The organism is Parabacteroides sp. MSK.9.14, from assembly GCF_019041495.1.
GTDB lineage: Bacteria > Bacteroidota > Bacteroidia > Bacteroidales > Tannerellaceae > Parabacteroides > Parabacteroides merdae.
In genome coordinates this window covers 66,709-80,545 of record NZ_JAHPXO010000003.1, presented here as the reverse complement: position 1 = coordinate 80,545, position 13,837 = coordinate 66,709, and the positions used below count along the sequence as shown (strand labels likewise).

Annotated in this window: 8 protein-coding genes, 1 tRNA gene and 2 pseudogenes; 7 read left to right on the top strand and 4 right to left on the bottom strand. The window is 43.2% G+C overall.

Annotated features, from left to right (window positions below; translation table 11 throughout):
* Positions 1 to 4: 4 nt before the first annotated feature.
* Positions 5 to 175, top strand: a pseudogene (locus KTG12_RS02650) (ATP-binding protein); the annotation flags it as partial.
* Here the strand turns inward: KTG12_RS02650 and KTG12_RS02645 are convergent.
* The 3 genes from KTG12_RS02645 to KTG12_RS02635 form a co-directional block, all read right to left on the bottom strand.
* The gene (locus KTG12_RS02645) at positions 172 to 1,554 is read right to left on the bottom strand and encodes an ATP-binding cassette domain-containing protein (protein WP_122115828.1); all 1,383 of its coding nucleotides are present in this window, start codon (positions 1,552 to 1,554) and stop codon (positions 172 to 174) included. The pseudogene KTG12_RS02650 and the gene KTG12_RS02645 overlap by 4 nt on opposite strands.
* An 8-nt stretch (positions 1,555 to 1,562) precedes the next feature.
* A complete protein-coding gene (locus KTG12_RS02640; protein WP_122115829.1) occupies positions 1,563 to 2,477 on the bottom strand; it encodes an ABC transporter substrate-binding protein in 915 nt (304 codons plus the stop codon).
* A 112-nt stretch (positions 2,478 to 2,589) separates the two neighbouring features.
* Positions 2,590 to 5,178 carry an ATP-dependent Clp protease ATP-binding subunit gene (locus KTG12_RS02635; RefSeq protein WP_036657731.1) on the bottom strand — a complete coding sequence of 863 codons (2,589 nt, stop codon included), beginning with the start codon at positions 5,176 to 5,178 and terminating at the stop codon, positions 2,590 to 2,592.
* A 369-nt stretch (positions 5,179 to 5,547) separates the two neighbouring features.
* Here KTG12_RS02635 and gyrA point away from each other — a divergent pair, with 369 nt between their 5' ends.
* Both gyrA and KTG12_RS02625 read left to right on the top strand, forming a co-directional pair.
* Entirely contained in the window at positions 5,548 to 8,157 is a 2,610-nt protein-coding gene (gene gyrA / locus KTG12_RS02630; protein ID WP_005643266.1) for a DNA gyrase subunit A, read from the top strand.
* A 41-nt stretch (positions 8,158 to 8,198) separates the two neighbouring features.
* Positions 8,199 to 9,425, top strand: coding sequence for a tetratricopeptide repeat protein (locus tag KTG12_RS02625; protein ID WP_138272642.1), 1,227 nt, complete (start codon positions 8,199 to 8,201; stop codon positions 9,423 to 9,425).
* Between the two features lie 174 nt (positions 9,426 to 9,599).
* Here the strand turns inward: KTG12_RS02625 and KTG12_RS02620 are convergent, their stop codons facing one another.
* Positions 9,600 to 10,229, bottom strand: coding sequence for a recombinase family protein (locus tag KTG12_RS02620; RefSeq protein WP_005637936.1), 630 nt, complete (start codon positions 10,227 to 10,229; stop codon positions 9,600 to 9,602).
* 215 nt (positions 10,230 to 10,444) lie between these two features.
* Here KTG12_RS02620 and KTG12_RS02615 point away from each other — a divergent pair.
* The 4 genes and pseudogenes from KTG12_RS02615 to KTG12_RS02600 all read left to right on the top strand — a co-directional run bounded on the left by KTG12_RS02615 (position 10,445) and on the right by KTG12_RS02600 (position 13,828).
* Positions 10,445 to 10,519 (top strand) — tRNA-Pro (locus KTG12_RS02615).
* Positions 10,520 to 10,657: 138 nt separating this feature from the next.
* Positions 10,658 to 10,915, top strand: a pseudogene (locus tag KTG12_RS02610) (winged helix-turn-helix transcriptional regulator); the annotation flags it as partial.
* Positions 10,916 to 10,993: 78 nt separating this feature from the next.
* On the top strand, positions 10,994 to 12,418 hold the full coding sequence (rlmD, locus tag KTG12_RS02605) for a 23S rRNA (uracil(1939)-C(5))-methyltransferase RlmD (protein WP_022322128.1): 1,425 nt from the start codon (positions 10,994 to 10,996) through the stop codon (positions 12,416 to 12,418).
* A gap of 15 nt (positions 12,419 to 12,433) precedes the next feature.
* Complete coding sequence (locus tag KTG12_RS02600) at positions 12,434 to 13,828, top strand: transglycosylase SLT domain-containing protein (protein ID WP_138272643.1); 1,395 nt, start codon at positions 12,434 to 12,436, stop codon at positions 13,826 to 13,828.
* Positions 13,829 to 13,837 lie beyond the last annotated feature (9 nt).

Here is a 13,837-nt window from a genome sequence, read left to right as displayed (position 1 = left end):
TAAATTCGACCGCTTTGTCAAGTTGGATATGTTCAAACAGGGAACAGGTCTCGGACTTTCCATCTGCAAGACAATCATTTCTATCTTGAAAGAGGAAATAGGAGTGGAATCGGAAGAAGGCAAGGGGTCTACTTTTTGGTTTACCATCCCTTGCTCACCGGTAAAAGTCTCTTAATGGCTGGTTGGATCCAAACGAACTGTCTTATCTGCAAACAAACGCAGTTCTCCGGGATTATGGGAAGTGAAGAGAATCGTCTGCCCGTTTTCTGTTTGCCGTTCACGGATACGCTTGATAATACGGCGGCTTAAAGCCTCGTCTAAACCTTTAAAAGGCTCGTCCATGAGCAGGAGTGGAGAAGGGTAAGTCAAGGCACGTGCTATCGCTGCTCGTTGTTGCTGCCCGAAACTCAGTTCATTCGGAAAACGGTTCTCAAAGCCGTCCAACTCCATCTTTTGCAATATTGAAATCGCCTGTTCGAAAGCAATTTCTTTTTTCAGATAGGCAGCCAAGGGTAAGGCGATATTTTCGGCAATTGTCAACTGGCTGAGTAATTCGGGTTCCTGGAATACATAAGCTATTCCGGTTTTAAAATCTGTTTCGATTTCCCCTTGTGCGGGTTTTAAAATGTTTCCTATCAAGTTCAACAAGGTCGTTTTGCCGGTTCCAGACGGAGCTGTTATGCCATATATGAATCCTTTTTCGAAAGTATAGCTGAAGTGGGACAGGACCGTATCCGAACCATACCGATATGAAATATCACGAATCCGTATATCGCAATTTCCTTTTGGCACAGGTTGTTTACCGCAATGCTTGTTGTAATGTATAGGGAATCGTTGCTTCGCCAACCAGCTGATTCCTCTATCAAAAAGATAACTGATCAGAATTGCTATAATCGTCCATGCGATCAATTCGGGAACGGCTATAAAAACTTGTGCCTGTTTCATTTCCCCGCCTATACCGGGCGAACATTGCGCCAGTACCTCTCCCATAATGATAGCACGCCAACCAAAGCCCGAAGCAGATGCAAGACCGCTGTATAGGAATGGCTTCAGTTGCGGATAGACCACCTGTGTCAGCTTGTTCCAGCGTCCGATCCTAAATTGACGAGCCATTATCGAAAACTCTTTCCTCTGTCCTCGTATTCCTTTCGTCAGGTTTTCCGTAAGGAGTGGGAACATGGTCAGAAAAGCGATTATCAAAGGAATACTTTCCGCATTCAGGAAAATCAAAGCCAAGAGTATAAATGAAATGACCGGAATGGAACGCATGATGGCCAGTAACGGACGAAATAGTTCATAAATCCACTCGCATTTGTAGAACAAGAGAGAAACTCCCATAGCCGCCATTAACGATATAGACATCCCGATGGTTCCGCGCAACACTGTCGCCATGACTGATTGATAGAATGAACCGGATGCGAAAAGTGCAACGAGCGTGCTAAATAGGTGAGGTATGGACGGAACCAAATCCGGCAAACGGACCAGCATGGTCAATAGTTGCCAGGCCAATATGAGGATTGTAATCGACAGGATCGTAAAGATGCTTTTCTTCATTTTCCGGATTATTTATAGAATTGCTCATCGGGCATTTTGCCTCCCAATGCTTTAGGTTCATATTGCTCAATCAGTTGCAGGAAGTGAAGTATATTTTCTTGGGCTTCGGAGACTGTTTTATAGTCAATCTTACAACGTTCGATACTTTCGGGCGTCAACATGCCAAATGTAAAAATGTTTTCCTTTTCCAATATACAAATAGCCTGTTCCGGCTGCTCTACGGCAAAACGGCAAGAAGTATTTAAAAGACTGTCTATCGTTTCTTTACTTTTTTTCAAGGTAGGCACATAGAGTATGGCTGTCTGGGCAAATCCTAAAGAGGCTGAATCTGGCTTGTTTAGGTCTGCCAATATTTGCAACGTGCTGTCTTTCCGCAACGCAATACTCAAGAACGGTTCTCCTAAAACGGCATAATCGACTTTCCCGGCCAACAGTCCCTGCATGATTTCATGTGCGGTAGTGAATGAATAATTCAATGTGTAATTAAGTTTATGTTGCTGGAGATAATAACGGGTAAGAATGTCAGGTGTCGTTCCTGCTCCGAAAATATGTAAAACCGATTTGTTCTCACCGGATATACCTTTGTCGCTTCTACCTACCAAATAGAGGGTACCCCATATCGGACAACCTGCCAGATGATATCGAATGCCTTTATTATACAGGTTGACAGCACTGATCATCGGCAAAACAGCTATATCAGCTTCACCTTTTATCAGAGTAGCTTGCATCAAGTCAGGAGAATCGATTATCCGAACGGAAAGCGGCTTGCCGTCGATAACGGGCGTTTCTTTCATCCAGTGTGCAAAGGCAATGGCGGAAGGACCACGCAGAACTGATACACGTATCATTCCCGCATCTGTTTTCGGTTTACTATTGCAACAGCATAAAATAAATAGCAAGCAAAGGCATCTGAAGAATGTCATAGCATAAAAAGTTTAGGCAAACTTAAGAAAAAAGTCTCGATTTATGGCAAATCACATAAAAAATGCCGTTGTGGCAAAAACCACAGCGGCACTCTTATCACATTTTTGAAAATCAAGCTTCGGCAGCAGACTCGCTTTTCTTTACATTCGTAACAATCTCCTGTTTGTCCTTGTCGAAGTCGACAACAATCGTATCACCTTCTCCGACAGACGCTCGGATAATCATTTCTGCCATTTCGTCTTCCAGATATTTCTGGATGGCACGCTTCAGCGGACGTGCACCGAACTGAATGTCATAACCTTTGGTGGCAACAAAATCTTTGGCGGCGTCTGTCAGTTCCAGAGAATAACCAAGACCAGCCACGCGTTTGTAAAGACCTTGCAATTCGATATCAATGATCTTATGGATCGCTTCCTTATCCAATTGATCGAACATAATGATGTCGTCCACACGGTTCAAAAACTCCGGAGCGAATGCCTTGTTCAGTGCTTTCTGGATAACGCTGCGGGAGAAGTCCTTATCTGGCTCGCCGGCAGCCTGCGAACTGAAACCGACACCACGGCCGAAGTCTTTCAACTGGCGTGTACCGATATTAGACGTCATGATCAGAATTGTATTCTTAAAGTCGATCCGTCTGCCAAGACTGTCAGTCAGACGACCTTCGTCCAGGACTTGCAGCAGCAGGTTGAACACGTCCGGATGCGCTTTCTCGATCTCATCCAACAAGACAACAGAGTAGGGCTTACGGCGGACCTTCTCGGTTAACTGACCGCCTTCTTCATAACCTACATATCCCGGAGGCGCACCGATCAGGCGGGACACCGCAAACTTTTCGAGATACTCGCTCATATCGATACGGACCAAAGCGTCGGCCGAGTCAAACAGATATTCCGCCAACTTTTTGGCCAGATGAGTCTTACCGACACCTGTCGGCCCTAAGAACATGAATGTTCCGATCGGCTTGTTCGGATCCTTTAAGCCAACGCGGTTCCGCTGAATTGCTTTTACGATCTTCTGAACGGCATCATCTTGGCCGACTACTTTCTTCTTTAGGTTCTCCGCCATTTCGAGTAATTTCAGGTTTTCAGCTTTTGCGATACGTTGGACAGGGACACCTGACATCATGGCTACAACTTCAGCCACCTTATCTTCATCCACCGTTTCGCGATGCTCCTGCAATTCTTGCTCCCATTTGGCTTTGGCTGCTTCCAACTGTAAGAGGTACTGACGTTCCTTGTCACGGAAGCTGGCAGCCAATTCAAAGTTTTGTGACTTAACGGCAGCAAGCTTCTCTGTTTTGGTTGCCTCGATCTTGGCTTCCAGTTCTTCAATACTTTTCGGAACCGTTATGTTAGATATATGTACGCGAGAACCGGCTTCATCCAACGCATCAATTGCTTTGTCCGGGAAGTTGCGGTCACTGATATAACGTTCTGTCAGTTTTACACAAGCTTGCAGGGCTTCGGGCGTATAGATCACATTGTGATGTTCTTCGTAGCGGGCCTTGATATTTTGCAGGATCTGCAAAGTTTCTTCCGCTGTTGTCGGATCGACGATCACTTTTTGGAAACGACGTTCCAAAGCTCCATCTTTCTCGATATTTTTACGGTATTCATCTAATGTCGTAGCACCGATACATTGTATCTCACCACGGGCCAGAGCCGGCTTCAGCATATTGGCGGCATCCATTGAACCTGAAGCTGAACCTGCACCGACGATCGTATGGATCTCATCGATAAACAGGATGATATTCGGGTTCTTCGACAGTTCGTTTAAAATAGCTTTAATGCGTTCTTCAAACTGACCGCGATATTTGGTTCCAGCCACGATAGATGCCATATCCAAGCTGATCACACGTTTGTCGAACAAAACGCGGGAAACTTTGCGCTGGATGATACGCAGTGCCAAACCTTCCACAATTGCCGATTTGCCGACACCTGGCTCACCGATCAAGACAGGATTGTTCTTTTTGCGACGGCTCAATATCTGAGCTAAGCGTTCGATCTCCTTCTCACGTCCGACAATCGGATCGAGACGATTTTCAGCGGCCGCACGCGTCATATCTGTACCGAAGTTGTCCAATACAGGCGTGTCGTTTGGTGATTTTGGTTGTGCAGAGCCGGCTCCGGAAGAGGAGCGGGGAGACTCCCGGCGGGAAGAGTAATCATCGTCATCGTCTTCATCATCATCGGTGTAGCCATCACTGATTCCTTCAAAATGTTCGGCATCTTCTTTTCCAATAAAATCATCCATGTGCTTCAAACCTGTGCCGCTTATCAGGTAATTATATATACTGCGATACGTTATGCCCGCTTCGTTCAGCACCTTTGCCGCAACATTAAACTCTTCTTTCAAAATGGCTAGAAGCAAATGTTCCGTTCCGGTTTCTTTTTTCTTGAACAAGCGCGATTCAAGCATACTCATACGCAGTACGCGCTCGGTTGTTTTACTAATAGCGATATCATGCTGGACAGCATCTTCGGCATCGATTGTATTTTTAATTTCCTGTTCGATCTTTCTTTTGATATCCCATTCGTCGACATTTAGTTCGCGCAGGGCCTGCACGGCTTTCCCTTCGCCGTCGCGGATAATTCCAAGCATTAAGTGTTCCGGTCCAATATAACTGTTCTGAAGCCTTGCTGCTTCTTCACGGCTATATTCAATAACGTCCATTAATCTCTTTGAATAGTTATTTTTCATATTATAATAATGTACTATGATAGTGCAAATGTAATAAACTCTCGTCATATATCTAACAAAATCCATGCCATTATTCCTTAAAAGAAAATAAAGTATTGAAGCCAGGCTTGTCATATATTACAAAAAACAGCTTTATCTTGTTATAAAGAAACGTAAAAAAATATTACCCGTAAATGTAATTCCAAATACATGTACTACTAATCCCATTTTCATAGGGTGGCAGTTTCATTTTGATGGTTTGAAACCGGATGCCTTCTGACAAGTAAATTCTAAAATTTCGAGTCAAAAGCTTTCGTGATACACGGAAAAGCCTTACCTTAGTGCACTTTTTGAAAGGTGAGATATTGAGTGTAATTAATATAAGACTAAATGGTTGATCAAGACAGAATTATTAAGATTAACATCGAGGAGGAAATGAAATCGGCATACATTGACTATTCAATGTCTGTCATTGTTTCGCGTGCCCTTCCGGATGTTAGGGATGGTTTTAAACCGGTTCATCGTCGTATTTTGTTTGGAATGAATGAATTGGGTAATACATCCGACAAACCTTATAAAAAATCTGCGAGAATTGTTGGTGAAGTTTTAGGTAAATACCATCCACATGGTGACTTGTCTGTTTATTTCGCAATGGTTCGTATGGCACAGACATGGTCTATGCGCTATACGTTGGTGGATGGACAAGGAAACTTTGGCTCGGTGGACGGTGACAGTCCTGCTGCCATGCGTTATACAGAAGCAAGATTAAGTAAACTTGCCGAAGAAATGCTTCGCGATATCGACAAAGATACGGTTGATTTCCAGCTGAATTTCGACGATACGCTGAAAGAACCGACCGTATTGCCGACTCGTATTCCGAATTTGCTGGTAAATGGAGCATCTGGTATTGCCGTTGGTATGGCGACAAATATGCCAACACATAACCTTAGCGAGGTGCTGGACGGCTGTATGGCTTACATTGATACTCGTGGAGAAATGGAAGTAGCTGATTTGATGCAATATATCAAAGCTCCTGATTTCCCGACAGGTGCGACTATCTACGGATATGCTGGTGTAAAAGACGCCTTTGAAACAGGTAAGGGACGTATTGTTTTGCGCGGTAAAGCAGAAATCGAGACGGAAAATAATCATGAGAAGATTATCATTTCGGAAATCCCTTATGGTGTAAATAAAGCCGAACTGATCAAATATATTGCCGATTTAGTGAATGAAAAGCGCATAGACGGTATATCGAATGTAAATGACGAGTCGGACCGCCAAGGCATGAGAATCGTCGTGGATGTAAAAAGGGATGCAAATTCGAGTGTTGTGCTCAACAAGCTATATAAGATGACGGCATTGCAGTCTTCCTTCAGCGTCAATAATATCGCGTTGGTGAATGGGCGTCCCAAACTGCTCAATCTGAAAGATTTGATCAAAGCGTTTGTCGACCATAGACATGAAGTTGTGATTCGCCGTACGAAATACGATTTGAAGAAAGCCGAAGAACGTGCCCATATCTTAGAAGGTCTGATTATTGCTTCCGATAATATTGATGAAGTCATTGCAATCATCAAATCGTCTAAAAGTCCTGCTGAAGCTATCGAACGTTTGATGGAACGTTTCTCCCTGTCGGATATACAGTCTCGTGCCATTGTAGAAATGAGACTTCGCCAGTTAACTGGCCTGGAACAGGATAAACTTCGTGCAGAGTATGAAGAAATCGAAAAATTAATCGCATATTTGAAGGAAATTCTAGAAAATGACGATCTTTGTATGAAAGTCATCAAAGACGAGTTGCAGGAAATCAAGGACAAGTACGGAGATGAACGTAAAACAGATATCGTTTATGCCTCCGAAGAACTCAATCCTGAAGACTTCTATGCAGATGATGAGATGATCATTACCATCTCCCACATGGGATACATCAAGCGTACGCCGCTCAGTGAATTCCGTGCTCAGGGACGCGGCGGAGTAGGGGCCAAAGGTTCTGAAACGCGTGACGAAGATTTTGTAGAATATATCTATCCGGCTTCCATGCATGCTACCTTGCTGATCTTTACGGCAAAAGGAAAATGTTATTGGTTGAAAGTGTTCGAAATTCCGGAAGGAGCGAAGAACTCAAAGGGTAGAGCGATCCAGAACTTGTTGAACATCGAACCGGATGACAAGGTCAACGCTTTCATTCGAGTAAAGAAGCTGACGACAGACACCGAGTTTATTAATTCGCACTATCTGTTGTTCTGTACAAAGAAAGGTGTGATCAAGAAGACTCTATTGGAAGCATATTCCCGTCCTCGCCAGAATGGTGTAAATGCCATTACATTACGTGAAGACGACGGTCTGATCGAAGTTTGTATGACAAATGGTAATAATGAGGTTCTGATTGCAAACCGTAACGGACGTGCTATCCGTTTCCATGAAAATGCAGTGCGCGTTATGGGGCGTACAGCATCCGGTGTAAGAGGTATGACACTTGATGACGATTCTAACGACGAAGTTGTAGGAATGGTTTGCATTAAGGACAAAGAAAAAGAAACTGTACTGGTTGTGTCCGAACAAGGTTACGGCAAACGTTCTAATATCGAAGATTATCGTATTACGAATCGTGGAGGTAAAGGTGTCAAAACCATCAACATTACGGAAAAGACCGGTAAACTGGTTGCCATCAAGAATGTTACGGAGGAAAACGATATTATGATCATTAATAAATCCGGTATCACAATCCGTATGAAGGTATCTGATCTGAATGTCATCGGACGTGCAACACAAGGGGTACGCCTGATCAATTTAGGGAAACGTAATGACGAAATCGCCTCTGTATGCAAGGTGCTGTCACAGACTGAAGAAGAGATCGCTGAAGAAAAAGCACAGCGTGAAGCTTTAGAAGGTGTGGTAATTCATGAACATCCAATAGAGAATACCGATTTCGAAGATGTCTCTGATGATGTCGAAAGCAATGAAAATGCGGACGATACAGAAGGAACAACTGAGGAATAATTTAAACAAATAGAAATATTAATCTCAAATCACTATCACAAATGAAACGAGTATTATTGACAGTTGCACTATGTGTTGCAGCATCTGCCTCTTTCGCACAGAAAAAAGTTGTGAACGAGGCACAGAGTATTGCGAAAGGAAGTAACGCAGATTTCGGAGAAGCCAGAACCTTGATCAAAGGAGCGTTGGAAAATCCGGAAACTAAAGATGACGCTAAAACTTGGTATGTAGCAGGTTTTATTGAAGATCAGCAGTTCAATACTGAAAGAGCTAAACAAATCTTGGGACAGCAACCCAACGAGCCGGTTATGTACGAAGCTTTGTATGGTATTTTACCTTATTTTCAGAAAGCCTATGAACTGGATCAGTTGCCTAATGAAAAAGGAAAAGTGAAACCTAAATACACAAAAGATATCAAAAGTATCTTGAGTGCAAACCATGTATATCTGTTCAATGGTGGTGCATATTATTTCGATAAACAAGAGTATAAAAAAGCATACGATTTCTTCAACCAATATGTGGAAATATCCGAACTGCCAATGTTCGCAGGGACTCAGACTGCGGAAAAAGACTCTACATTCATGACAGTTCAGTTCTATGCAGCAGCAGCAGCTTCTTTAGCTAAAGATTCCAGATTGGCTATTGCCGCTTTGGAACGTGCTAAAAATACTCCTTATCGTCAATATGATGTTTATCAGTATCTTTGCTACGAATACGGAGAGGCAAGAACTGCTCAGGACTCTGTTATGTTGGAAAAAACATTCGAAGAAGGCATGCAGGTTTTTCCAGATTCGGCATTCTTCTTGAATAACTTGATCAATACATACATCTATTCCAATAGAAATGAAAAAGCATTGGAAATGTTGAATGTTGCAATCCAGAAAAATCCAAATGATGCAAACCTTTACAATGTAATGGGACGTGTTTATGAAACCGGATTAAAAGATTATGCCAATGCTGAAAAGAATTTCCAGATTGCTTTGGAAAAAGATCCGAATTTGACAGATGCGCTTTCTAACATTGGTCGTATCTATTACAATCAAGGAGTGAACAAATTAAGCGAAGCCAATATGATTAATGATAGTAAGAAATACCAGGAGGAATTAGGCATGGCAAAAGATTTGTTCAAAAAAGCTCTTCCTTATTATAAAAAAGCTCATGAAGCTGAACCTGAAAAAATGGACAACATGATCGCTTTGAGAGGTATCTATTACAATCTGAACATGGGGCCGGAATTAGAAGCTATTGAAGCAGAAATGAATAAATAATAGATCGGATAAGATTTATTTGATAAAAGAAAATATGTCATATAATGAACCCCGAAAGTTAGACAAAAAACTTTCGGGGTTTTTATTATGTCTGCGCAAAAAAGAAATTCAACAATCTTATTAAACATAATACTTATTATCTTTAAGTATATCTGAAAATCCCGCTTTTTATATTTATTCGGTATCGTTTTTCTTTTTCCTTCTTGAAGGTAAGTTCGGTATATTTTCCCGAATGAAGCGCTTGAAACCGCTTAAAGAAACCTTATAATAATCGGCTAATTCGGCATATGTTGCATTTTCTTCTTTCAATTCTCTTTCGATCTGGCTTTTCTGGGAAAGGAGAAATTCGGTTTTGGGGCTTCCCAAAGGACGTCCTAATTTTGTTCCTTTGTTTTTACTGGCTGTCAATGCTTCTTTCGTACGGGCAGAAATAAGTTTGCTTTCAATCTCAGAAACAAGCCCAAATGTAAATGCCAACGTCTTGCTGTTCACGTTATCTTCAAATGAATAACCTTCCTTGATACAGTAAAGTGCCACTTTCTTTTCAATACACAACAAAATCAAATGCATTATCTCCATTAGTTTCCTGCTGAGTCGAGTGACATCGGCGACGATAAGAATATCGCCTTCTTGTAAATTTTTTATTACGTCTTCGAGTCGGTTTTTCTCTTTGGAAGAATTTTTAGCATCTTTCAACCATTTGTCAATCTCAATTTTTTTTGCTTTTGCAAATTGTTCGATTGCGTTTTTCTGGCTCTCTGTTTGTTGTTTATTTGAATATGTACGTATATAAGCAATTGTCATATTTTTTATTATTTAAATTTTGTTTTATCATTTGATATATAACAGATTGGTTTGCAATATGTTCATTCTAAAAGTTGATAAAGGGGGTATACATGTTGTAATGATCTCCTAAACTGATGCGAATGTACGTAAATAAAAAAAACAATGAAATATTTGGTAGTTAAAAAAAAATACCTACCTTTGCATCGCAATCAAAAATAAAAGAAATTGCAAAACGGGGTGTAGCGCAGTCCGGTTAGCGCACCTGCTTTGGGAGCAGGGGGTCCCAGGTTCGAATCCTGGTACCCCGACATAAATAAGAGGTCGTAATTAGCTGATCAAAGTCATAACGAGTTGATACATATATTGTATCAACTCGTTATGACTTTTGAATCTTTCTCATATACTCTTATCGGGCAAGACGTGAAGCTCCGGAAGAAGTCTTCTGATCTCTTCGTTTTAGTGACATTCAAAAAACAATTTCCGACATCTCACAACGTATGCTGACCGTCACGCTTCGCACACTGGAAGCCGACGGACTTGTTTCAAGAACAGTCTATGCTGAAGTTCCGCCCCGTGTCGAATACCAACTTACGGAAACCGGCAAAACGCTGATACCACATATCGAGAGTCTTGTCGGTTGGGCATTGGAGCATATGACAGGTATTTTCGACAGCCGGGAAAAGGCCGGACAACCATGCGGATAGTCAAAATCTTTTACACAGAAGTATTTTACGATATATTTTTATCTCTATCTTTGCGCCATAAATTAAAAAATAATCATCTTGGCAAGAAATAAGAAGCAGTTGCCTTTATTGGAAAAGGTAACAATAACAGATGTAGCCGCAGAAGGAAAGGCTATCGCACGCGTAAATGACATGGTCGTATTCGTACCTTTTGTTGCGCCCGGAGATGTCATAGACATACAATTGACACGTAAGAAACATAGTTATGCGGAGGGAAAAGCTGTATTTTTCCATGAATATTCGCCCCGACGTGCAGAGCCGTTCTGTGAACATTTCGGTGTATGCGGCGGCTGTAAATGGCAACATCTGCCCTATGAGGAACAGATTCGCTACAAACACAAGCAGGTGATCGACAACCTGACCCGGATCGGTAAGATCGAAATGGAAGAAATACTCCCGATCAAGGGTTCCAAACATACGACTTTCTATCGTAACAAACTTGAATTTACATTCTCTAACAAGAAATGGTTGACGGAAGAGGAAGTGAAAACCGGAGCCAAGTTCGATTGTATGGATGCGGTCGGTTTCCATATTCCGGGAATGTTCGACAAGGTGCTCGACATTCACAAATGCTGGTTGCAGAACGACATATCAAACCGCATCCGTCAGGCAGTCAAAGAATACTGCCTGACACACAAAGGCTATCCGTTCTTCGACCTTCGCAATCAGGAAGGATTTGTGCGTACATTAATGATCCGTACGGCTTCAACGGGCGATCTGATGGTAGTGTTGGTATTTTTCTACGAAGATGTGGAACGCCGCGAAGCGCTTCTCTCCTATGTGGCTGAACAGTTCCCGGAGATCACTTCACTGATGTACGTCATCAACGAAAAATGCAATGATACGATTACCGACCAGGACGTTCTTGTGTTCCGTGGAAAAGACCATATCATCGAGGAGATGGAAGGACTTCAGTTCAAAGTAGGGCCGAAATCGTTCTATCAGACCAACAGTGAACAGGCTTACGAACTCTATAAAGTTGCCCGCGAGTTTGCCGGACTGACCGGAAACGAAATGGTTTATGACTTGTACACCGGAACCGGTACGATCGCCAACTTCGTCTCCCGCCAGGCAAAGAAAGTGATCGGTATCGAATATGTGCCCGAAGCGATCGAAGATGCCAAAGTGAACTCCTCGTTGAATAAGATCGAGAATACATTGTTCTACGCCGGCGACATGAAGGATATCCTGACACAGGATTTCATCAACCAACACGGCCGTCCGGATGTTATTATCACAGACCCGCCCCGTGCCGGTATGCATGACGATGTGATCAACACGATTCTTTTTGCGGAACCGGAACGTATCGTTTACGTGAGCTGTAACCCCGCGACACAGGCACGCGACCTGAGCCTGCTTTCGGTAAAGTATGCCGTTAAAAAGGTACAGCCGGTAGATATGTTCCCACATACGCATCATGTAGAAAATGTCGTCCTCCTGGAGAAATTAAAAGTTAAGAATTAAAAGCTTAAGAAAATAATGAACAAGATCATCCTCCTGTTTTCACTTGCTTTGTTGTTGTCCGGTTGTAATCGTGCGAGGCAGGAACAAGGGCGGGAGGATGACGATGTAACAATTGACCTGCCTCAACTGAAAGCGCAAGGCGAAATAACGGCCGTTACGCTATATAGCTCGACTTCCTATTTTCAGTATAAGATGCAGCCGATGGGTTACGAATACGAACTGATCAAGGATTTCGCCCGTTCGGAAGGTCTGAAACTGAATATTAAAGTTGCCGAAAGTCCTGCCAAACTGATCGAAATGTTGGAAGCGGGAGAAGCCGATGTCGTCGCCTACCCGATTCAGATCAGCAACCGCATGAAAGAGAAACTCATCTATTGCGGACGGGAAGAGCAAGATTGCCAGATGCTGATCCAACGTGCCAACAAAGGCGACAAGGTGATCACCGACGTGACGGAGCTGCTCGGAAAAGATGTCTATGTAAAGCCGGGAACCAAATATTTCGAACGGTTGAAGAACCTCGATGTCGAATTAGGAGGCGGTATCCGGATTCATGAAGCGGATGCCGACACAGTGACAACGGAGGATCTGATCGGCATGGTTTCGCAAGGAGAAATCCCTTACACCGTAAGCGACGAGAATATAGCCCGCCTGAACAAAACTTATTTCTGGAACCTGAACGTTTCGCTGAAGATCAGTTTTATGCAACGCTCCTCATGGGTCGTACGCAAAAGCAGCCCCGAACTGGCTAAGGCCATCGACGCGTGGGCATCCGACAAGGCGGGAACGCATGTCTACAAGGCTTTGACGAAACGCTATTTCGAACTGAGCAAACAACCCGTCACGACCGAACTGCCGGAAGTTAAAAACGGACATGTATCGCCCTACGACGAGCTGTTCCGCAAACATGCCAAAAACATCGGCTGGGACTGGCAGCTACTTGCTTCTATCGGCTACCAGGAATCCCGTTTCAATCCGAACGTCGTCTCATGGGCCGGCGCAGAAGGGCTGATGGGAATTATGCCGAACACGGCAAAGGCTTTAGGGGTAACGCCTCACGAACTGAAAAATCCGGACACGGGAATCCGTACGGGTGTGGATTGCCTGCGCCGTTTCCGTCAGGGATTTGGAAAAATAACGGACCCGGTCGAAAAGATCAAGTTCACCTTAGCGGCTTACAATGCCGGGATCGGGCATATCTACGATGCCCAACGACTGGCAGAGAAATACGGCAAAGACCCATACGTCTGGGATGATAATGTGGCCGAATATATCCGGATGAAGAACGATCCGGAGTACTACAATGATCCGGTCTGCAAACACGGCTACCTGCGTGGTTCGGAAACCTTCAATTATGTGCGCGAGGTGATGGAGCGTTACAACTATTATCTTCATAAAACAGGAAAGAAATAAAGAGGTGCG